We start from the raw sequence: 21569 nt of genomic DNA on the forward strand, positions 1-21569 counted from the left end.
AGTTCGGTGCATTGGTGGATTTGGACCAATGGCCCCGCCTAGTGTTCGCCCGTGAGCCGAAAGAAGAGCGCCAAGTACGCCGCCAACGCCTTCAAGAACGAGATCGACCGCATCCTTGCCTTCGTTCAAGAGGCCGAAGACTCGAAGCTCACGGACCAGGCGATGACCTGGACATTCGAGCTCGCCTTGATCAAGACCGCCGTCGCCTTCGAGCACCTCATGCTTGAGTGCATCGTCTGCGCAGTGAATAACGACACTGGGACGATTTCTAGTCAGACCGGGATCAACTTCCCGAAACATCTTACGGATGAGGTGTGTGAGTACCTCGTGACAGGTGGGGGGTACTTCGACTTCAAGGGACGGGACGGCCTGCTCAAGGTCCTCAAGCAGTTCATGCCCCCCACCCACTACCTGCCCACGGCTGTGAAGGACCCGAAGTTCAAGGATGCGCTGGACCAACTTGTCGCTCTGCGGAACTTCGCAGCCCACGAGAGTCCGGCAAGTAAGGCCAAGGTACTCAACGTCCTCAAGCTGCAACGAATTGGCAGCGCTGGGCCCTGGGCCAAGCGGCAGGGCCGCTTCCAGAAGCTTGCGTCTCGACTGACCGATCTAGCGGACAACATCAGCACAGCCGCGCCGTATTAGGCCGAGGTAGTAGTTGGCCCCGCGTTCAGCGGTTGCTGGTTCCCCGAGGTACCCAGCCTGCTGGCGACCTTCCGTGGTCTCCGGCGGCGTATCGGCTCCAGGTTCCACCTGTCTCGTTGCGGAAGCGGCTGGTGGTCTTGTCGTGGTAGCCGAGAGCGTCCGCGACCACAGGTGCGGGCAGTTCGACGAGTTGCTGGCGGATTGCGGCGCCGCGGGCGGCGGCGATTGGGATTCCGACCTGGTTCAGGAGCGAGGACAGGTGATCGGGGCCGAGAGGCTGGCCGGGACGGCGTTGGAAAGAGCCAGCGGGACGCCGGGTTGGCGGCGGTGTTCATGTACCTGTTGATGCACGCGAACGCGATGCGCAAACTCCTCGTTGGCCCCGTTCCCGACGGCCTGAAGTGCGACGTCAAGAGCCTTTGCACCCTCGCGGGAGTGCCGCGCGCGACGTTCTACCGCACCGACCCGCACCTGAAAGCCGAGTTCGACCGTCAGCGGGCCGCCGCCCAAGAAGCCGGACAGCATCCCGACCCACGACTGGCGCAGATCGAATGGCTCAAGGGCGAGGTCGCGACTCTGCGCGAACGCCTCAGCAGGAAGAACGTGGAACTCGACGAGCTCCAGAGCTTCCTAGCCGAGGCGCTTTCCCGCCTCGCAGCCCAGCACGCAGAGATCTCCTACTTGCGGAAGGAGTCGGCGGCCACCACAGACGCCAAGCTTCACCTGCTCGCCCCTCGCCTGATGGGCCGATGGAACCGAGCTGGAGACTTGACTGGAGGTGTGAACGTCATTCACGATGGTCAGGCAAGCGTGAATGACGTTCACAGGAGGCGCCTTGCCGGATACATCCGAGTCGGGCGACCAGCTCGTCGGGCTGTTCGAAGTGGCCGAGATGGCCGGAGTCAGTCGGACGGTCGTCGCGAACTGGCGCACTCGCGACAAGCGCTTCCCGGCACCCATCGCAGACCTGCGCAGCGGCCCGGTTTTTCGTGCAAGCCAGATTCGTCGTTATCTCAAGCGGAGGAAGAGTCATATGGCCCATGTCATCGCGACCATCAACTTGAAGGGCGGGGTCGGAAAGACGACCACCACGGCTGCGCTCGCAGAGTTTCTCTCTGCGGAGTTCAATAAGAGAGTCCTGGTGATCGATCTTGATCCGCAAACCAATCTGACAACGGTCCTCGTCGGGGAGCAGAAGTGGGAGAGCCTCAACGACAGTGGTTATACCCTGGCCACTCTGTTCCAGGATGCCCTCCGCCCTGAAGGCGAGTCTCCAAAATTCGACCTGGGAAAGACTCTCCAGCAAAATGTCTCGTCAGTTGATGCAGTCAGAAAGGTGGATCTCCTCCCTTCTTCGCTTGATCTCATCGATGTCCAGGACCGCTTGGCGTCCATGTCTTCGGGACGCTTCTATTCCAACAATCCGACCGACCTTCTGCGCAAGGCGGTTCGGAAGATCCTCGACGACTATGACTACGTGCTGGTGGACTGCCCGCCGAACCTCGGGATTGTCACCCTGAACGGTCTTCGAATTTCCGACGGCTACATCATTCCCACGATTCCAGACGTCCTTTCGACCTACGGAATCCCTCAGATTCAACAGCGCGTGCGTGCCTTCGCTGACAGCCTAGGAGAGACGATCACTGAAATCGGAATCGTCGTAACAAAATACAGGGCAGCCTCTGCTGTGCACCGAAACACCGTCGCCAGGCTTGAAGACGACGAAGAGCTTCCTGTCGTGCTGCCGACCTACATCCCGGAGAGGGATAACATCGCTGGCTCCGCGGAATTCGTCGGCCGCAGTACTCTGCGACAGAAGTATGGATACCAAGGCGAGTACAAAGCATTTCGTTCGATGACGGAGGAATTCATCGAACTGGTCGAGGAGAACGCATGACCGAGCAGAGCAACAGCCAGCCCGACGCCGTGGGCGGCGATTCCTCCGGCGAGGGCGCCCCGAGTCGGAACAACAGCATCACCTTGCATGCCGAAGTTCAGCAGGCCGGCGAAGCCCTGTTGAAGCTCGGAGCGTCCGATCCAGAACTTGCAGGAACGCTCGCGCGTGTCCTTGGCGTAGTCGCATCCGAAGCCGCACGCACATCGCGTCTTGCCAAGGCACTCAACAAAGCACTTGCTAGCCCCGAGCCGCCGTCGGTATCACGTCCTAGTGAACGGCCGAGGCGTCCCAGCAGACGAACCCCAGGTGTCATCGACCCCTTTGCCGTCTTCGCCGAGTCGGGTGAGTCCGGCCTGCGCTTGCGACTCAAGGAACTCAGCCTCGAACAGCTGCGGGACATCGTCTCCGAACACGGGATGGACCACGATCGGCTGGCCATGAAGTGGAAAGATCCCCAACGGGTCATCGACCGCATCGTTGAACGGGTCGGGTCCAGAGTCACGAAGGGTTCGGCCTTCCGGGGACGACCCACCCAAAGTGGCGACAGCCCGAAGGCAGAGGAACCGTCAGACTAACTTGAGATAGGGCAGCTCAGTCAGCTCAGCACGTAAACCTCCGACGCCTCGCGAGGCATGAGAAATTCTGGCTTGGAAATGTCCTCATGCTGAACGATGGGCGTCCAAACCCGGATCGGCGTAGTGGCCAGCGCCGCCGGGGCCGCATCGATGGGCGGGCCCGGCTTCTACGGCCGCCTCTCGCGGTCCTCGGGGATGAGCACCTCCAGCTCCTCGCGGAGCGCGGGGACGAGAATGAAGCGTGGGGTGTGGTACTTCGTCGCGGTCTTCCCGCCGCGGGTGCGGCACGGACTCCCCGCCGGGATTCACAGTTCGGTCAGTCGTTTCGTTCCGAGCGTCGAGGCTGTAAGTCCCATTCGCGACGCGATCGAGACCCGCGTCCGCGCGCTGATCTCGGAAGTGACATCCGACTGACGATCGACCCGGCGCGGGGCGGTCCGCTCAGCCTTCGCTGCGAAAGAACACTCGCGGAGCCGACCAGGTGGCACGCCAACTGTGTCACCGGGCCATGGGCGGGCTGTCAGGATGGCGGTTGATCCAGGCTAGGCCGGTGGGGTCGAGATGGTGGCGCGCACGGGTGACAGCCACGTAAGCCAGACGGGCCTCAGTTTCGTCGATCGGGCCCGGTACGGGGTGGCCTGAAGCATCAACCTCGTCTGTGTCGGTAGGAGGCGTGAAGTCGGGGGCAATGCGCACGCGGGCCCATTCTCGGCCTTTGGCTTTGTGGGCAGTGGTAACGGTGACCTGAGCGTGGGTTTCGGGAACAAGGCGATTCACGGCGTGGAGGATGGCGTCGGGGCCGTGGTCGTCGACGAGGTTGGCGAAGGGCTGTAGGTCGCTTCCGGCTGGGTCGTGCTCGGCGTAGTCGCGCAAGGCCGTCCAGGTGGTGAACAGCACGAGTTCGGGGTGATGGGTGCGGCGGCCCTGGGTGAGGTCGCCAGCGGCCTGGGCCAGGGCGCGCAGTGCGTCTCCGCCACCGACTAGGGCCGTTTTGGTGCCGGCTTCGAGGAGGGCGAGGATTTCGGTGATGGCCCCAATGTTGGTGCGGCACAGGACCGCGTCTGGGTGGCCTGTACGCGCGCCGATGGTGGTGGGGATGCCGGGTGATCCGGTGAGTTGGATAGGGGCCTTGCTGAGGGTGAGCCATCGGTTGGCTTCGGCTGCGAGTGCAGGGCCGAAGCGGAAGGAGCGGGTGAGGGTGAGATGGCGGCCGGTGAAGCGGATCATCACGTCCCTGGCACCGCGCCAGCCGTAGATGGCCTGGGCAGAGTCGCCGACCATGACGATCTGAGTCCGTTCTCTTTGGGCCAGGACGATCTGCTCGAGCACGGGGTTGGTGTCCTGTGCCTCGTCCAGCAGCAGGAAGTCGCCGTGGATAACGGGTTCCGTCAAGGCCCACATCTTCAGGTAGTGGTCGTGCTCGAAGCGCACCATACCCGCATGGGGATTCTGCAGGTCAGCCCACGCCTTACGTGCGTACGGCAGGATCAGGTTGGCGAGTTCCGCGTGTGCTTCGTCCTCGTCGAGGCGCCGCAAGTGCGGGACGTGATGGTGGGCCAGTTCTGTGTCGGCGGACTGGCAGAAGCGGGTCACCGTTCGCAGCACCGCGTTGGACAGCGTCGCGGGCATGAGGTCGAGTCCGCTGATACGGACGGGGGCGTTGATCCCCAGATCCTGGCCGATAGCCCAGCCGGGTTTGCGGGGGCCGTTGAGACGACTGCGGTAGCGGTGGCCGAGGGCGGCATAGGCCAGAGAGTGGGCGGTCTTGCACTGCACGGTCGCGGGAAAGCGGGCAGCTGCGTCCCGGGCGATGGCCCGGTTGAAGGCGAGGTAGCGCCCGTGGCGGCCGGGCATCTGCTCGCCGAGGAGGGCGAGTGTGGAGGTCTTGCCCGTCCCGGCGCCGGCCTGGATGGCGAGATGGTCACCACTTTGGAATGTCTCGAGGGCCGCAGCCTGTTCGTCGGTGGGGATGAAGGACATGAAGGGACCTCTCCGGAAGCCGTGACGGCCCGCGCCGAAGAGCGGGCATAGAGAATCGACCTGCACGTGGCGCGGGCGTCGGAGCCAAACTTGCCAACGGACACGCCCAGCGCCCGTGCGCGCGCGGCCCGAACCCTTCGATGCGGTGACAAGAATGAGACACACATCCGGATTGCACGCAGCTATGCGAGACGGACTTCTCCTTCGGGTGACCTGCGGATGCCTCGCTCAACGCCCGGAGCTTGGAGGTTCGTGACCGGTGCAGAGCGGGTCGAGGAGCTTACCCAGCGGGATGGTGAAGGCATGGGCGAGGGCATGCCAGGTGGCCAGTGTGCCGATGGTGCGGCCCTGTTCGATCTCGATGAGGGTGCGGCGGGACAGGCCGCTGCGGGCGGCGAGTTCGTCGTAGCTCCAGCCGTGGGATGCCCGGAGGCGGGCGAGAGATTGCCGCAGTGCCGTCGGGTCGGGTTCCGGCGGCAGGGAGATCGTCACCCGTCCATCCGACGGTGCAGACCCCTGCCCTGGCAGTGCAGATGTCTGCCCTATTTTGCGAGGGTAAGGCGCCAGTTCGCTAGGGCATAGGTCTGCACTACGGTGGCCGCTCCCGGAGCCGTCCCGTGGGGAGAACCTTGGACGCCCGCATCCCGGTTTGGAGGGACCGATGACCAACACCCTGTCCTCACACGCCTGGACCGTCACGATCACCAGTCCATCCGGGCAGTCCATGCTGAGCTGCAGCGCTTGCCCCTTGCCCGCGCCGGCGGCGGGTGTCGCGGTCGAGGAGATCCGCCGGCACCTCGCTCGCCATCTCGTGGAGTCCCGGCTGCCCCCGCACCTGCGCACCTGCCAGTGCCGCGACAAATCCTGCGCATGGCACCGGCGTCAAGGCCCGTGCGCCGGCCAGCTGCGGCTTTTGCTCATCCGAGCGGACGGAGGGCGGACCTGGCACCTCGCTGACGCCTGCGACGCGTGCGCTGCTGCCATCCCTCACGCCGCCACCGTCCCTGAGCCTCCGGTGCGGGCCACTAGCGACTCCGAGGCACAGGCCCCCAGAGGCGGAGACCTCTCAGAGGAGCCCCTGGAGTGGGTCGAAGCTCAGTGGTGAATGCTCCCCTCTGCCTGAGTCGAGGAATCCAGCTGACCCGTGTCAGGCCGGGTCCGCGGCCCGGCCTGCCTGGCAACTCTTGGGTCGGCGTCGCGGGACTCAAGGGCAGCCGAGGGCTCAGAAGACCCAGTCGGCTTCGCGCCAGGTGAGCGCTAGGCGATGGGACTGCGTTGTTCGAGGCTGGAGTGGCGGCGTCGGGTGTTGTAGGGGTGCAGCCAACGGAATAGGTCAATGCGGGTTTCACACTCATCGGCCCAGGCACTGCGAACCTGGAGGTTCTCCCGCTTGCATGTGGCGTTGAAGGGCTCGGCGAGCGCGTTGTCCGCCGAACTACCGACGGTGCTCATGCTCTGGATCGTGCCCGCGCTGCGGTAGGCGTCGGCGGATGCCCGGCTTGTGTACTGGGCCACGTGATCGGTGTACATGACCGTGCCGGCGAGGCTGCCGCGGCACCGCTCGGCAGCGGCCAGGGCCTGGGTGGCCAGTTCGGCGCGCTTGTGGTCGGCGATCGCTCAACTCCGCACCTCACCCGTAGCGTGAACCCAGCAGCTCGAGTCCACCCAACCCGGGACAGTCCGGAGCCTCCACCGATCCCGGAGCGGTTCACGATGCCGAGTCCTGGCTAGTGAGGCCACGGTGGAGGCCCGCAGAGCCGTTGGGGGAGCGAGGACGAGCTGTAGCCGGTCCGCTGGTTGCGGACGTACGCGTTGAGCGTGGAGAAGGAGATCGAGACGCCGTGGTCATCCATCAAGGCCGTCCAGATTTCCTTCGCACTCTTGTCTTGGCTGATCATCGGGTCCACTAGGTGGCGGACCAAGTCGATGACCGGCGTCTTGGGGTATGAGTTGGGTCGTCGGCGGGCGGGAGGGAGCGAGGCGGTCAGGGCCTGGCGGACGATGCGTCGGCTTACGCCGTGCCGCTCGGCGAGCTGATGCGAGGACAAACCTTTCTCGGCGTCCTTGCGGATTTTGAGATAGAGCAGGTAGGTGTCCTTGGGTAGCCACTCGTACCGGCCCGTGATCGTCGTGCGTAGACGCGGGATGGAGCCGTCGGCCAAGGCCCTTTCCAAATGGTCGACCGGACGGCCGGTGAGGATGGCGAGCCGCTCAATGCGCGGTTTGCCGGTCCAGTTCGGCGGGCCGCAGGCGACGCTGTGCAGGGCGCTGGGTTTCAGATGGTTGGCCCGGGCCAGACGGCGGATGTAGTTCTCGGTGCTCTCGCCCAGGTGCGGACGTACCCGCATCGGCAGCGGGGTGAGCCCCTGCGCGTCAGTGCGCTGGGACGGCATTGTGCGGGGCGATCCTTTCTGGCGAGGCCAGTTAGTCGGAGTCGGAGCTGTGATCGAGCGGGATCGCTTTCAGGCTCCGCTCGGTGATCTCCTCGGTGCCCGTCAGGATCGCGTCCAGAGCGGCGCCGCGGATCAGGTGGGAAAGCGAGCCGATCATGCCGCCGGTACGGTCATGGAGGTAACGGTCCAAGTGGGTGAGGCTCCCGGGCTTGTGGTTGTGGAGGCGGAGGGAGTCCTCCAGAGTGGCGGCCAGACCCTGCCACTCGGACTTGTAGGGCAGCGGGGCGGTGGGGACCAAGGTGAAGCGTCTGGCGATCTGCTGCCCGCGGGTGCCGTCGAATAGGCCCTGGCGTTCGACATTGATCCCGGCATAGACGAACGTCGCAGGGATGCGCTCGGAGAAGTACTTCAGCGTGTCGGCGACCTCGGCTCCGGATCTGGTCGCCAGCGAGATGTTGTGCAGCTCGTCGACCAAGATCAGGCCCACCCGGGCGTCTGCCAGCACGCCGCAGACTGATTGCAGGATGTCGGTGATGTTAGAACGGGTGCGGACGGGCAGACCGAGGAACCGGGCGAACTCGACCGCGACCATCCGCGGTGTGGCGGCCGGCGGGACCGTGATGTAGACAACCGGGATACGGTCGCGCAACCCCGGATGGCGAGCCCGGTCGATGAGTTCGTGCGAACGGCCGAGCTGGGTAATCGCGGTGGTCTTGCCCGTGCCGGCCGGTCCGGAGACGATCAGTCCGCGGCGGGCACTGACTGCGTGCCGGTTCAGCAGCACCAGACGGCGCCCGCAGGTAACCGTCTGCTGGACAATTGAGGTCGCCACTACCAGCAGCCGGGTGTGATGGTCGATCCGGCCCTCGTCGTAGCGGGTGCGCTCGGCAAGAGTGAGCTTCTCGAGTTCGACGTCGCTCAGCAGCTCGGGTATGACCGGCTGGTCCGCGACGAAGGCTCGCCAGCCGGACAGGGTCGTCAGATGGCGTTCCGGCTCTTGCGGGCCGTCGGCGGACAGGGCGAGCGGGCTGTGCGGTGGCGTCATCGAGTCTTCCAGGGGTCGGCGAGCGGATCGAACAGGCCCAGCGGGATCACTTTGGCCAGCCGCTCTTCCTCCTCCGGCTGCGGTGGCTCGGCTTTCGGCGTGGGGGATGAGGCCGGTGGCGGCGTCGGGACCGGCGGGGCGGCCTTGGTACGGGCGGCCACCCGCTTGTCCCGGTGGGTGCGCTTCTTCGGCTTCGCCTCCGTGTCCTGCGGCCCGGCATGGGCGCGGGTCAGCAGGGCCGCGGCAGCCTCCGCGATCTCCGCCTCGGTGCCTTCAGGCAAGCCCTGGGCAGCGTGATCCCAGGCCAGTTCACCGAACGGGACCGGGGCGTGGCGCAGGTGTCTCCAGGTAGCTTCGATCCACGCGCCATCGCCGTGGTGGTTGCGTACCCAGACCCGGGAGATGTCGTAGGGATCGTGGTGGACTTCCCACAACCCCTTCTTCTCCGTGATGCCGGAGTGTTGGCGCCGGATCAGGCCCGGACCGTCATAGATGCGGCGCTTGATGCTGATGCCGTAGTCGTTCACCGCCCGCCAGGTCGACGGCAGCAGCTCGATGTAGTCCTCGGCGCTGAGCGCCAACGGGAGGTAGCCGCAGGCCTCGACCAGGGTGGTGTACTTCTCGTTCGGCGTGAACGACCGACCCGGATGCAACGGGTCGCGCAGCCCGTCATGTGCGCGGTTCTGCCACTTTGCAACGAGCCATTCGTCAAGAACTTCCTGTAACTCCAGCAGGGACCACAGCGGCTGCTTGTGCAGGTTGCGGCCGCGGTGGTCGGTGCTGCGGCCTGTATAGCCAGCCACGAACTGAGCGAAGAGTGTGCCGACGGAGTCCAGCATCTTTTCCACGTGCCCCTTCTGGAACGGGGACGCCTTGTGCGTGGGTTGGAAATCGATCTCCAGGAAGCGGCATGAGGCGCGAAAGTTGCGCGAGACGAACGCTTTGCCGTGATCGCAGACGATCATCTCCGGAACGATCACCGGTTTCGCGGCCGCGTGCTCCAGACGCTCGTCGATGTCCAGCAGTCGGCGGTACGGGAGCACCGACCGTGACATCCTCAGGGCGTCGACCCACCCAGGGCGCATCAGCTCGGGGGTGACGGTGCGGGCCAGCAGCACGCTCGCGTCGACCGCTTTCGTAGTGGGCCGCAGAAGTGCCGCCGTCACCGTCCTGGTCGCGACGTCGATCATGCCGGTGAGCTCGACCTTGCTTACCACCCCGTCGTCGAGTCGGACCAGCACGTCCAGCGGTGTTGAGTCGATCTGCACGACCTCGCCCGGCGCGAACACCGTCCACTGGCCGAACGGTGCCTTCGCCCCGTGGGCGCGTGAGCGGCGATTTCGGGCCGTTGCCGAAGTGGGGTTGCCCTGCGACAGCTTCGTCAGCAGCCGGTAGAGCGTCGCCTGCGACGGCAGCTTGATCGCTCTCTCGCCCTGCTCCCGCAGGATCTCGCTCGTTCGCCAGATGATGTAGGTCCCGGTGCGGGTGGAGTCGTCCTCCCCCTCCTTGATCGCCTGCCGCATGGCCTCGGCCACCGCGTTATCGACCATCCCGAACCGCGGCCTCTTGCGGACCGGGCGCCGGTCGGCCAGCCCGAGCAACCCCTCGGCCTGGTAGCGGCGGCGGAAGTTGCCGACCGTACTCACGCTGACTCGGCTGCCCGCGGCTGTCAGCTCGGCTGCCTTGGCCCGCTCGCGCGCGGTCAGGGAGTGGCGGGCCGGATCGTATTCGGGCCGCGGCCGGGCATCCGCATCGGCGTCGGGGCCCAGCCCGTGGAGGACCTCAAGGATGTGCCCCTCCCACCACAGGGCCTTTTCTCGAACGCGTTCGGGAAGCGCCTCCAGCAGTGACACCGGCGGCACCGGTATCCGCACTGGGCTGTTGAGCACCTCAAAGTCCTTCTCGCCCAGCAGCACCACGAGCGGAACCTCCCGCGGCGAGCCGCCTTCGTCGGTCAGCGTCACCGCCCGCGCGGACACGGCGACCACCGCCCGCACCTGCCCGGCGAACCGCACCCGGTCGCCCACCACGAGCGCGGCCGGCCTCGACAGCTTGGGCATCTGGCACCCCTCATTGCGTGTGCCCGGTCTCGGACGCAACAGCAGGCTGCGACCGCGACCTTCCAGTTCCAGCCCGTCGGCGGTCCCATCGGACGCGTGCACCACTGTTCCACCGCCCAGCAGGGACCCATCAAGGTCAGCGCGAAGTGCCCCAGTCCAGAGCAGGTGGAACAACACCGGCAAAATCCGCAGCACGTCCCCGGCTTCTTCGGCTCCCGCCCGCAGCTGGCGTGGCTGCCGGAAGACCTCTGCAAGGCGTTCGGCGACGTCCGTTTCACGGCCGCACCGGGGGTGCCGGTAACGGGCCAGCCATCGCAAGTTCGCCATGAACACCGGATCGGGGAGGCCGAGGTGCAAAAACTCCCAGCCAACCGCCGAACATGCCTGCTCGGTTGCGGTGAACGCCTGTGCGGTCCGCTCGTCGACCTGGTCCGCCGCGCGGACATCGACCACCCGGGCGCGGCCGTCAGCGAGCCGTACGAAGTAGTCAGGCGCGTGCCGCCGCCGCTTGTTTGCGTTGCGCCAGTGCAACCAGAACGGCTGGGAGGCGATCCCCACCACGTCCGGGGCGAAATCCAGCAGGATCAGCCGGTCCCGCTCCAGCCACGACTCGTACCCCACGTGGCCGCCGGTGGTTACCGCGTAGTACCAGCCGGGGAAACTGCGGTCGCCCTTGTTCCAGCGGAACCCACGTACCGGAGGTACATCCTCGAACCGGACGTCCCACCCGGCACCCAACGCGGTGCGACGACGTCGTCCACCGTCAAAGAAGTCCAGGTCGAAGGCGCTGAGCACGGGATCGCCGTACGCGAGTAACGGGTCCCCCACCGTCCCCCCAGACAGTCAGGCCTCAGCGGCCACTCAACCTTCGCTGAGAATACCTAGCGCTCACCAGTCTTCGCTGACAATGCTCAATCTTCGCTGCGACAGATCACGAGGCCGGGCATGACCATCCAGCGCCCATGTACTAGAGTTATCTCGACATCGAGATATCTGCCGAGGCGCACCGTGGTCGCCGCTCCAGTAAGGCAAACCTAACTTAGCCTGACCTGACCGGACCGGCCAAGTCGGCGTGGCGGCACGATGGACGGTGGTACGCGCACATCAATGAAGGAGACTGTCGTGTCGGCGAACAGCTTCGACGCCCGCAGCACGCTGCAGGTGGGCGACGAGTCGTACGAGATCTTCCGGCTGGACAAGGTGGAGGGCTCGGCCCGACTGCCGTACAGCCTCAAGGTCCTGCTGGAGAACCTGCTCCGCACCGAGGACGGCGCGAACATCACCGCCGACCACATCCGCGCCCTGGGCGGCTGGGACTCCCAGGCCCAGCCCAGCCAGGAGATCCAGTTCACGCCCGCCCGCGTGATCATGCAGGACTTCACCGGCGTTCCCTGTGTCGTGGACCTCGCCACCATGCGTGAGGCCGTCAAGGAGCTGGGCGGCGACCCGGCGAAGATCAACCCGCTGGCGCCCGCCGAGCTGGTCATCGACCACTCCGTCATCGCGGACAAGTTCGGCACGAACGACGCCTTCAAGCAGAACGTCGAGCTGGAGTACGGCCGCAACAAGGAGCGCTACCAGTTCCTGCGCTGGGGCCAGACCGCCTTCGACGAGTTCAAGGTCGTCCCGCCCGGCACCGGCATCGTCCACCAGGTGAACATCGAGCACCTGGCCCGCACGGTCATGGTCCGCGGTGGCCAGGCGTACCCCGACACCCTCGTCGGCACCGACTCGCACACCACCATGGTCAACGGCCTCGGCGTCCTCGGTTGGGGCGTCGGCGGCATCGAGGCCGAGGCCGCGATGCTCGGCCAGCCGGTCTCCATGCTCATCCCGCGCGTCGTCGGCTTCAAACTCACCGGCGAGCTGACCCCCGGCACCACCGCGACCGACCTCGTGCTGACCATCACCGAGATGCTCCGCAAGCATGGTGTCGTCGGCAAGTTCGTCGAGTTCTACGGCGAGGGCGTCGCCGCCACCTCCCTCGCGAACCGCGCCACCATCGGCAACATGTCGCCGGAGTTCGGCTCGACCGCCGCGATCTTCCCGATCGACGACGAGACCATCAAGTACCTCAAGCTCACCGGCCGCTCCGAGCAGCAGCTCGCGCTCGTCGAGGCGTACGCCAAGGAGCAGGGCCTCTGGCTGGACCCGAAGGCCGAGCCGGACTTCTCCGAGAAGCTGGAGCTCGACCTCTCCACGGTCGTCCCCTCCATCGCCGGCCCGAAGCGCCCGCAGGACCGCATCGTCCTCGCGAACGCCGCCGAGCAGTTCAAGCAGGACGTCCGCAACTACGTCGACACCGTGGACGAGGCGGGCCAGGAGTCCTTCCCGGCCTCCGACGCCCCGGCCATCCACCCCAACGGCGCCCCGTCCAACCCGGTCACCGTGACCGCCCCCGACGGCTCGACGTACGAGATCGACCACGGTGCGGTGACGGTCGCGGCCATCACCTCCTGCACCAACACCTCCAACCCGTACGTCATGGTCGCCGCCGCCCTGGTGGCCAAGAAGGCGGTCGAGAAGGGCCTCACCCGCAAGCCGTGGGTCAAGACCACCCTCGCCCCGGGTTCCAAGGTCGTCACCGACTACTTCGACAAGGCGGGCCTGACCCCGTACCTCGACAAGGTCGGCTTCAACCTGGTCGGTTACGGCTGCACCACCTGCATCGGCAACTCCGGCCCGCTGCCGGAGGAGGTCTCCAAGGTCGTCAACGACCACGACCTCGCGGTGACGTCGGTCCTCTCCGGCAACCGCAACTTCGAGGGCCGGATCAACCCCGACGTCAAGATGAACTACCTGGCCTCCCCGCCGCTGGTCGTCGCGTACGCCCTCGCGGGCTCCATGAAGGTGGACATCACCAAGGACGCCCTGGGCATCGACCAGGACGGCAACCCGGTCTTCCTCAAGGACATCTGGCCCTCCGAGGCCGAGGTCAACGACGTCGTGGCGAACGCCATCGGCGAGGACATGTTCAACAAGTCCTACCAGGACGTCTTCGCGGGCGACGCCCAGTGGCAGGCCCTGCCCATCCCGACCGGCAACACCTTCGAGTGGGACCCGGAGTCCACCTACGTCCGCAAGCCCCCCTACTTCGAGGGCATGCAGCACGAGCCGGCCCCGGTCTCCGACATCTCCGGTGCCCGTGTCCTGGCCAAGCTGGGCGACTCGGTGACGACGGACCACATCTCGCCCGCCGGTGCCATCAAGGCCGACACCCCGGCCGGCAAGTACCTCACGGAGCACGGCGTCGAGCGCCGCGACTTCAACAGCTACGGCTCCCGCCGCGGCAACCACGAGGTCATGATCCGCGGTACGTTCGCCAACATCCGCCTGCGCAACCAGATCGCGCCGGGCACCGAGGGCGGCTACACCCGCGACTTCACGCAGGACGGCGGCCCGGTCTCCTTCATCTACGACGCCTCCCGCAACTACATCGAGCAGGGCATCCCGCTCGTCGTCCTCGCGGGCAAGGAGTACGGCTCCGGCTCGTCCCGCGACTGGGCCGCGAAGGGCACCGCGCTGCTCGGCGTCAAGGCCGTCATCGCCGAGTCGTACGAGCGCATCCACCGCTCGAACCTCATCGGCATGGGCGTCCTGCCGCTGCAGTTCCCGGAGGGCGGCTCGGCCCAGGCCCTCGGTCTGACCGGCGAGGAGACCTTCTCCATCACCGGCGTTGAGGAGCTCAACAACGGCACCACCCCGCGCACGGTGAAGGTCACCACCGACACCGGCGTCGAGTTCGACGCGGTCGTCCGCATCGACACCCCCGGTGAGGCCGACTACTACCGCAACGGCGGCATCATGCAGTACGTGCTGCGCAGCCTGATCCGCAAGTAAGCGGTACAGCACGGCAGTCGAGGGCCGCGTTCCCCGTCCGGGGGATGCGGCCCTTCGCCGGTCACAGCCAGCCGCGTTGCGAGGCCCGCACCCCCAGCTGGAACCTGCTCGCCGCACCCAGCCGCTCCTGCAGCTCGCTCACCCGCCGCCGCAGGGTCCTGAGGCTCACCCCCAGATGGCGAGCCACCGCCTCGTCCTTCATTCCGGCCGCCAGCAGCCGGATCAACGTCCTCTCGCTCTCGGAGAGTTCACCGTCGTCGGCCGCCTGGCCCAGCGGCGTCGCCTGCTGCCAGGCCAGGTCGAAAAGCTTCTGCAGGGCCTCGGTCACCGCCGAGTGCCACACCACGACGGCACAGTAGCCGCCGGCCACGGAGGCGGTCAGCGGCAGCAGCGCCCGGCATCCGTCGACCACCAGCAGCTTGAGCGGCACGGACGGCAACACCCGGGCCCGCTCGCCGAGTTCGACCATTCTCAGGGCGCGGGACAGGACCTTCGGATCCTCCAGGCCGGTTGCCGCGTAGATCCCGCGAGAGACGATGCCGCGGCTGAGCAGATCGGCCTGGAGATCCACCTGCGGAGCGGCCGGGGCGAGATACGGCGGTGTGTCGAAAAGGCACACCTCGTGCTCTGCGCGCGCGTACATCTCCTCCAGGCGTGCCGCGATGGCGCCCTCGCCGGAGGCGACCTCGACCAGCCGGGACGGCTCCTCGCGCAGCAGCCCCGCCTCGTACGCGGTCGCCAGCTCCTCGGCGGTGGCGGCCAGCAGCTCGGACTCCGTCTCGCGCCGCCGGATCAGCCCGCGGATCGACACCCGGGGGTCCACCGCCCGTAACCCGCCCATCGAGTCGGGCGGCTGCAGCAGCCCGAGCGCGAGCAGCCGGTTGCAGGCCTCGCGGACCCGGGCCGGGGAGGCACCGGTCAGCAACGCCCAGCCGGCCGTGCCGGCGTCGGGTTGGTTGAGGACCGCCTGGTACACCAGCTCGTCGAACGCGGAGACCCCCACCGCAGCCCAGGGGCTCGCGGCGGGGGTCTGCCCTGCCGTGTCGTATGCCGTGTTCACCATGGCCCGGCACGGTAGACGATCTCTGTTAAGGATGTTCGTAACGGCCTGGAAGGCCGCGCACCTCAGGTCGTCTACTTCAGGCCGAACGCTCGCAGTACGGTCTGGTCGACCGCGTTGCCGTTCCGGTCGGCGGCCCGCACGCGCAGCGACACGAACTCGGCGCCCTTCGGGTGCTTGAGTTCCAGCTCGCCGTGTTTCACCTTCATCTCCTTCCAGGACGTGCCGTCGTCGTAGGAGACCCATGCCTTCAGGTCACCGGCCGCGACGCTGCCCGACTGGTTGCGTACGGAGAGTCCGAGCTCCGACTTGTCCTTTCGGTCGACGCGGTTGAGGAGGTCGAGCCCGTCCACCTCGTAGTCGACCGAGAGCAGCGGCAGCGCCGTCAGCTGGTCCGTGTGCGCCGAGGCGAAGGACCACTCGGTGTGGGTGCCGGTGGAGTACGCGGCTCGGTCGGCCGTGCGCTTGGCGTCGAGCACGAAGCGGTACGAGGCCTTCGCCGCCGGGACGTCGAAGGTGCCGAGTCCGCCGAGCGCGCTGTCGCCGACCAGCTGTCCGTCCGCGTAGAGCTTGCCCTTCGCGGTGTCCTGGACGTTGTCCACCGACCCGTAGTGCCCCGGCGTGGAGTCGCTCAGCTCCGGGATCGTGAAGGTGAGTTTGTCGCCGGTGCGCTGGGAGAGACCGTACTGCTCACTGGTCGCCGGACGGACGACCTGGCGCAGCCAGTCCTCGGTGGGCAGCCTGCCCGCCTTGTCGAAGGTTCGCAGGGAGTTCCACTGAGGCTTCGTGGCGTTCGTGTCGGGATAGACGGCGTGCCAGATCCGGCTGTCGGAGACGTTGTAGTACTCGGTGCGCTCCGTGCCGAGCTGCACGTTGTTGAACGTCGCGATGTCGGCGAACTGCCAAGGACGGTACCTGTACACGGCGTCCTTGCCGACCTGACCGGCCTTGGTCCCGTGATAGCGAACCGTCTGCTTCACCGTGTTGGAGCTGTTCAGGTCGTACGTCTGGTCGGCCGAGACGGCGCCCGTCTGCGGGAACATCACGTTGTACACGTACGGGCTGACCGCGGTGCCGTGCAGCTTCAGCTTGACCTTCTTCCCGCTCTTGAGCAGGGCCCCGAGCTTCGCGCCGTCCTCGCCGGTGGCGGTCATCAGCGGGATGGTCGCGCTGTCCACCCAGGAGATCCAGTACCCGGGCGTCTCGTGGTAGGCGAGGACGTAACCCGCCCCTGCCGCCGTCGCGTTGGCCAGCGCCTCGTCCGCCGTCGCACCGGCGCCCACCCGGACGACGGCCACCTTGCCCTTGACGTCGAGCCCCGCGAAGTCGGCCACGGTGCCGCTGCCCGCGTCCACCGCCCGGACCGTGCGGTCACCGTTGATCTTCACCGGGAAACCGCTGTACGTCTGCGCGTAGTCGAGGGGCAGCGCGTACTTCTCGGGGCTGGTGACGCTCGCCGTCAGCTCCTTGGCGTACAGACGGAACTTCGAGGAGAACTCGAACGTGCCCTCGGTGACCTTCTCGGTGGGCGCCACGTAGACGTGGTCGGTCCACCAGCCCTGGCTGTAGGTGATGCCCCAGGCGCTGCCCGGGCCCTCCCGGTGCCAGTTGGTGGTGAAGCCCTGGAACTCGGAGTCCTGCTTGGTCTTCGGCTTGATCTCGACCGCCTTGCGGGCGTCGAGGACGACCTCGGTGTTCTTGTCGACCTTGATCTCCGGATCGCCGACGACCGAGGTGTCGGCCTCCAGTCCGGCGGCGTCCAGCGTCGAGATCCAGGACGCCACGTTGTACGTACCGGCGGGCACCTTGAAGGTGTTGCCCTTGCCGATGTACCCGTACGTGTCCGGGTACGCGCCGTTGAGCTCCTGCAGCATGTAGATCGACGCCGAGGTGGACGGCTTGCCGTCCCGGCCCACCAGCGACACCTTCAGGTCGTAGGTCTTCGCCAGCTTCTCGAAGCCGACGGCGGTGGTGACCTGGACGCCGTCGGCGCCCGCGGTGATGTGGCCCGTGTACCGGCCCGCCTTCTCCTCGGCCGGGTCGACGGTGACGCCGATGGTGGCGGTGCCCTTCGCCGGAACGGTCACGGTGTCCGCGTTCAGGGCGGCGTCCGGGAGCGACGAGGAGACCTTCAACTCCACGGCTTTGTCGGTGGTGTTGGTGTAGGTGATGTCCTTGCTGTCGGCCTCGGTGTCGTCGTGCTTGTACGTGCCGAAGCTCAGCGTCGGCGTCGCGAAGACGCCCTGACGGACCGCCCGTACGGCGTCGACCCGGCCGTCGCCCTGCTCGAACACCGAGTTGACGGTGTTCGTCTTCGCGGTGCTCGCGAGCGCCTGCTTGATCTGCTGTCCCGTCCAGTCCGGATGCGCCTGCGCGACCAGCGCCGCGGCGCCCGCGACATGCGGGGTCGCCATCGAGGTGCCGTTCGAGCTCGTGTAGTAGTCGTCGACCGGCGTGCCCATGGAGGTGCCGGCGGCACGGGCCGCCGTGATGTTCACGCCCGGCGCGGTGATCTCCGGCTTGACCGCGGAGTCTCCGAGGCGCGGGCCGCGGCTGGAGAACGACGCCAGCTTGTCGGACTTGTCGACCGCGCCCACGGTGAGCGCCGAGTCGGCGATGCCCGGGGTGCCCACGGTCTGCTCGCCCGGACCCGCGTTGCCCGACGCGATCACGAAGAGGACGCCCGTGGCGGCGGACAGCTCGTCGACGGTCTCACTGAGCACATCGGAGGGGCCGGACGCCGTTCCGCCCAGCGACATGGAGACGATCTTCGCACCGGAGTGCGCCGCCCAGTTCATGCCATCGAGGATCCAGGAGGTCTGGCCGCGACCGTCGCTGCCCAGCACCTTCCCGATCAGGAGTTGAGCTCCCGGCGCCACACCCTTGCGCTTGCCGCCGGAGGCCGCGCCCGAGCCGACGATCGTGGACGCGACATGGGTGCCGTGGCCGTGGCCGTCCTGAATGGTCTCGCCCGGTACGAAGTTCTCCGACCCGGCGATCTTGCCGGCCAGGTCGGGGTGACCGGCGTCCACGCCGGTGTCCAGGACCGCGACCTTCACGCCCGTGCCGTCGTAGCCCGCCTGCCACACCTCGGGTGCGCCGATCTGCGGCACGCTGACGTCGAGGGACGCCTCGACCTTGCCGTCGAGCCAGATCTTGGCGATGCCGTCGCCGAGCTGTTTCGCGGCCTTGCTGGTGGCCCGGGTGCCGAGGGCCGGGGCGACGTCCGCCCAGAAGGTGGTGGACTTCTTCGCGCTGAGCGCGGCGCCGTCGATCCCGGGGAGAGCGAGAGTCCGGCGCGCGCCCTCGGGGGTCGCGCCGCCCCTGCTGTAGGTCGCGATCACCGGAGTGGTACCGGTCTTCGCGTCGCCGTACCCCTGCTTCACCAGCTGGGTGACATTGAACAGGGCCGGGTCGAGCCGGCCCGCCTTGATCAGCGGGATGGCGTCCGAGGGCAGGACGCTGATCTCGCCGTTCTTCTCGCTGGACAGGAAGGTGGCGGCCTCGCGGCCCTTCCCGCGCCGGACGTCGACGGCGTTCTTGCCGTCCGGTCCCGTGGTGAGCGACACGGTGTCGCCGGTGATGAGGGTGACGATCTGCGGCGCCGCGGCGCGCGGTGCCGCGGGCGGTGTGGTGTCCGAGGCTCCGAAAGCGGCCGCCGCGGGCGGGATCGCCCCCGCGAGCAGTCCGGCAGCCGCGGCCCCGGCCCACAGGGCGTGGAGTCTTCGCATGGGTGGACGTCCTCCCCTGAAACATGTCAGACGCCTCCGCCGGTGAGCGGAGGCCGGAATTCAGCCTGTGGGCCGCCGCCCAGCCGGCTCAAGGGAATCCGGTGGCCGATGCGTGCCAATGCCCCCTTCGGCCACAGCAGTTGCCCCCCTCCGGCCAGTCCCGGACACCTCAGTGCCCTGCCTGCCCCAGACCCTCGGCTCCCGCGCGTCCCTGCGCCGACCGGCACCTGAACCCGGCCCGGTCACGGCATCAGTGACGTATCGTCAGTCGGTTCACAAAGGATCAGGCGGCCGGAGAGGACCACCATGCACGACGCGGGCGACTTCATCGCGGACGCCTACGGGCTCGACAGAGGACCAGCCCGGCCCTGTTGAGGACGTGCGTCGCGCCGACGTGGTCCGCGTTCGCTGCGAACCCGCACGCCGTGCAGGCGAACTTCGCGCAGATCCGAGCACCCGGTTGAGGATCCGGGCGTGAAATCTTGCCTGTTCTGACATCGCCGACGGGGGCCGCGGACAGATCATGGCCGTCGTCCCGGCCGAAGTCGGCCTGTACGACGGCGACCGGATCCCGGTCTCCGTGTCTGACACCTGAACCAGCGGCCCGGCTTCCGTTTCCCCGCCCTGTCCGGTCCCGGCTTCGCCCCCCACAACGCGGGCGCACGGCCGAGCGGTTCAACGCGTGCGCAGGGGCGGGGGGAGGTGCCCCGTACGAGCCCGTTTACAACTGGCCCGTTCGGCGCTAACTTCCCCCTCAGGGTGGGATGGGAGCGCTCCCATAAAGGGGCCCGACGGACCGGAACCCGCCGGACCCCCTCCCGGACCGCTCCCACCCCCCGGCCGCCGCACGGCGCCTGACCCGCACCGCGCCGGCCGCCCCGCCCGCATGTCCCCCCACACCGCACCAGCCACCCCGCACGCCATCCAGCACGGCAGCCCGCACCCGCGGGCCCTCCACCGCACCACCCACCCCCACTCCCACCGTCCCCCTCGGAAGGACGGACACCACCATGCAGAGTGTCATGATCGCGTCAATAACAGGGAAGCGCTTACGTTCCCGCGCCCTCCTCCTGGTCCTCCTCGCCCTGCTCGCCACCGTCCCCGCCCTCGGTCTCATCGTCACGACCGGCGGCCGGGCCGAGGCGCACGGCACCCCCATGAAACCCGCCAGCCGCACCTTCCTGTGCTGGCAGGACGGACTGACCGACACCGGCGAGATCAAACCCGTGAACCCCGCCTGCAAGGCGGCCCAACAGGTCAGCGGCACCACCCCGTTCTACAACTGGTTCTCCGTCCTGCGCTCCGACGGCGCCGGCCGCACCCGCGGCTTCGTTCCGGACGGGGAGCTGTGCAGCGGCGGCAACCCCAACTTCACGGGCTTCAACCTCGCGCGGGGCGACTGGCCGCTCACCCACCTCACCTCGGGCGTGACCGTCGACTTCTCCTACAACGCCTGGGCCGCGCACCCCGGTTGGTTCTATGTCTACGTCACCAAGGACGGCTACGACCCGACGAAGCCACTCACCTGGGACGACATCGAGGACAAGCCCTTCCTCACGGTCGACCACCCACCGCTCAACGGCACCCCGGGCACGGTCGAGGCCAACTACTCCTGGACCGGCAAGCTCCCGGCGAACAAGTCGGGGCGGCACATCATCTACATGGTGTGGCAGCGCTCGGACAGCGCGGAGACCTTCTACTCCTGTTCCGACGTCGTCTTCGACGGCGGCAACGGCGAGGTGACGGGTATTCACGACCCGGGCAACCCGACCGACCCCGTCCCGGGCACCTGCTCGGCCACCCGCCGGACGACCAACAGCTGGAACGGCGGCTACCAGTCCGAGGTGACCGTCACCAACACCGGTGACGTCCCCATGCTCGGCTGGATGGTCGACTGGACCCTGCCGGGCGGCCAGCGGGTCGCGAGCCTGTGGAACGGCAACGCGACCTACACCGGGCAGGACGTGATGGTCCACAACGCCGACTGGAACGGCTCGCTCAGTCCGGGACAGAGCGCCACCTTCGGGTACGTGGTCCAGGGCGACGGCGGGGACAGTGCGACGACCCTGCCCTGTCGCGTCGGTTGAGGCACCGCTCAGGGCGGACCCGGTGGCGGTGTGTCGCCCCACCGGGTCCGCGAGCCGGTCCAGGCCGGGGGAGTACCTGTCCGGGTGTGGCTGGCTTGTGCGGTGTGCTGGCTGGTGCGGTGGTGCCGGCTTGTGCGACGACGCTGTGATGCGACAACGTTGTCGATTGGTCTGCATATGACTCTACCGCGCCAACGGACAACGATGTCAACCCAGTTGGCCTGCTACTACCCGATCGAGTGGCGCGTTCCGTGCG

At 67.4% G+C, this 21569-nt stretch carries 13 protein-coding genes; 5 read left to right on the forward strand and 8 right to left on the reverse strand.

What is annotated here, in order from left to right:
• Positions 1–51: 51 nt before the first annotated feature.
• The 3 genes from ABZZ74_RS04760 to ABZZ74_RS04770 all read left to right on the forward strand — a co-directional run bounded on the left by ABZZ74_RS04760 (position 52) and on the right by ABZZ74_RS04770 (position 3117).
• On the forward strand, positions 52–645 hold the full coding sequence (locus ABZZ74_RS04760; RefSeq protein ID WP_356761887.1) for a hypothetical protein: 594 nt from the start codon (positions 52–54) through the stop codon (positions 643–645).
• Between the two features lie 835 nt (positions 646–1480).
• Positions 1481–2542, forward strand: coding sequence for an AAA family ATPase (locus ABZZ74_RS04765; RefSeq protein ID WP_356761888.1), 1062 nt, complete (start codon positions 1481–1483; stop codon positions 2540–2542).
• Positions 2539–3117 carry a hypothetical protein gene (locus ABZZ74_RS04770; protein ID WP_356761889.1) on the forward strand — a complete coding sequence of 193 codons (579 nt, stop codon included), beginning with the start codon at positions 2539–2541 and terminating at the stop codon, positions 3115–3117. Before ABZZ74_RS04765 ends, ABZZ74_RS04770 begins: the two co-directional genes overlap by 4 nt.
• A gap of 498 nt (positions 3118–3615) precedes the next feature.
• Here the strand turns inward: ABZZ74_RS04770 and ABZZ74_RS04775 are convergent, their stop codons facing one another.
• From ABZZ74_RS04775 to ABZZ74_RS04800, 6 genes are all read right to left on the reverse strand, one after another.
• Positions 3616–5097: a UvrD-helicase domain-containing protein gene (locus ABZZ74_RS04775; RefSeq protein ID WP_356761890.1), complete on the reverse strand. Its 1482-nt coding sequence runs from the start codon at positions 5095–5097 to the stop codon at positions 3616–3618.
• A gap of 228 nt (positions 5098–5325) precedes the next feature.
• On the reverse strand, positions 5326–5589 hold the full coding sequence (locus ABZZ74_RS04780) for a helix-turn-helix transcriptional regulator (RefSeq protein WP_356761891.1): 264 nt from the start codon (positions 5587–5589) through the stop codon (positions 5326–5328).
• A gap of 765 nt (positions 5590–6354) precedes the next feature.
• Positions 6355–6612 carry an integrase core domain-containing protein gene (locus ABZZ74_RS04785; RefSeq protein WP_356761892.1) on the reverse strand — a complete coding sequence of 86 codons (258 nt, stop codon included), beginning with the start codon at positions 6610–6612 and terminating at the stop codon, positions 6355–6357.
• Positions 6613–6824: 212 nt separating this feature from the next.
• Complete coding sequence (locus ABZZ74_RS04790) at positions 6825–7490, reverse strand: hypothetical protein (protein WP_356761893.1); 666 nt, start codon at positions 7488–7490, stop codon at positions 6825–6827.
• 31 nt (positions 7491–7521) lie between these two features.
• Positions 7522–8535: a TniB family NTP-binding protein gene (locus ABZZ74_RS04795; RefSeq protein ID WP_356761894.1), complete on the reverse strand. Its 1014-nt coding sequence runs from the start codon at positions 8533–8535 to the stop codon at positions 7522–7524.
• Entirely contained in the window at positions 8532–11390 is a 2859-nt protein-coding gene (locus ABZZ74_RS04800) for a TnsA-like heteromeric transposase endonuclease subunit (RefSeq protein ID WP_356761895.1), read from the reverse strand. The genes ABZZ74_RS04795 and ABZZ74_RS04800 overlap by 4 nt, the downstream gene beginning before the upstream one ends.
• Before the next feature lie 327 nt (positions 11391–11717).
• Here ABZZ74_RS04800 and acnA point away from each other — a divergent pair, with 327 nt between their 5' ends.
• Positions 11718–14435, forward strand: a complete 2718-nt coding sequence (acnA, locus tag ABZZ74_RS04805; RefSeq protein ID WP_356761896.1) for an aconitate hydratase AcnA — start codon at positions 11718–11720, stop codon at positions 14433–14435.
• Between the two features lie 61 nt (positions 14436–14496).
• Here acnA and ABZZ74_RS04810 read toward each other — a convergent pair whose 3' ends face one another.
• Positions 14497–15498, reverse strand: coding sequence for a LuxR C-terminal-related transcriptional regulator (locus ABZZ74_RS04810; protein WP_356761897.1), 1002 nt, complete (start codon positions 15496–15498; stop codon positions 14497–14499).
• A gap of 71 nt (positions 15499–15569) precedes the next feature.
• Positions 15570–19226 (reverse strand): S8 family serine peptidase, encoded by a 3657-nt coding sequence (locus ABZZ74_RS04815; protein WP_356761898.1) that lies wholly within the window; start codon positions 19224–19226, stop codon positions 15570–15572.
• Between the two features lie 1010 nt (positions 19227–20236).
• On the opposite strand from ABZZ74_RS04815, the gene ABZZ74_RS04820 reads away from it, so the two are divergent.
• Complete coding sequence (locus ABZZ74_RS04820) at positions 20237–21313, forward strand: lytic polysaccharide monooxygenase (protein WP_356761899.1); 1077 nt, start codon at positions 20237–20239, stop codon at positions 21311–21313.
• The last annotated feature ends 256 nt before the right edge of the window (positions 21314–21569 follow it).

This window comes from Streptomyces sp. NPDC006476, from assembly GCF_040612015.1.
Lineage (GTDB): Bacteria > Actinomycetota > Actinomycetes > Streptomycetales > Streptomycetaceae > Streptomyces > Streptomyces griseorubiginosus_B.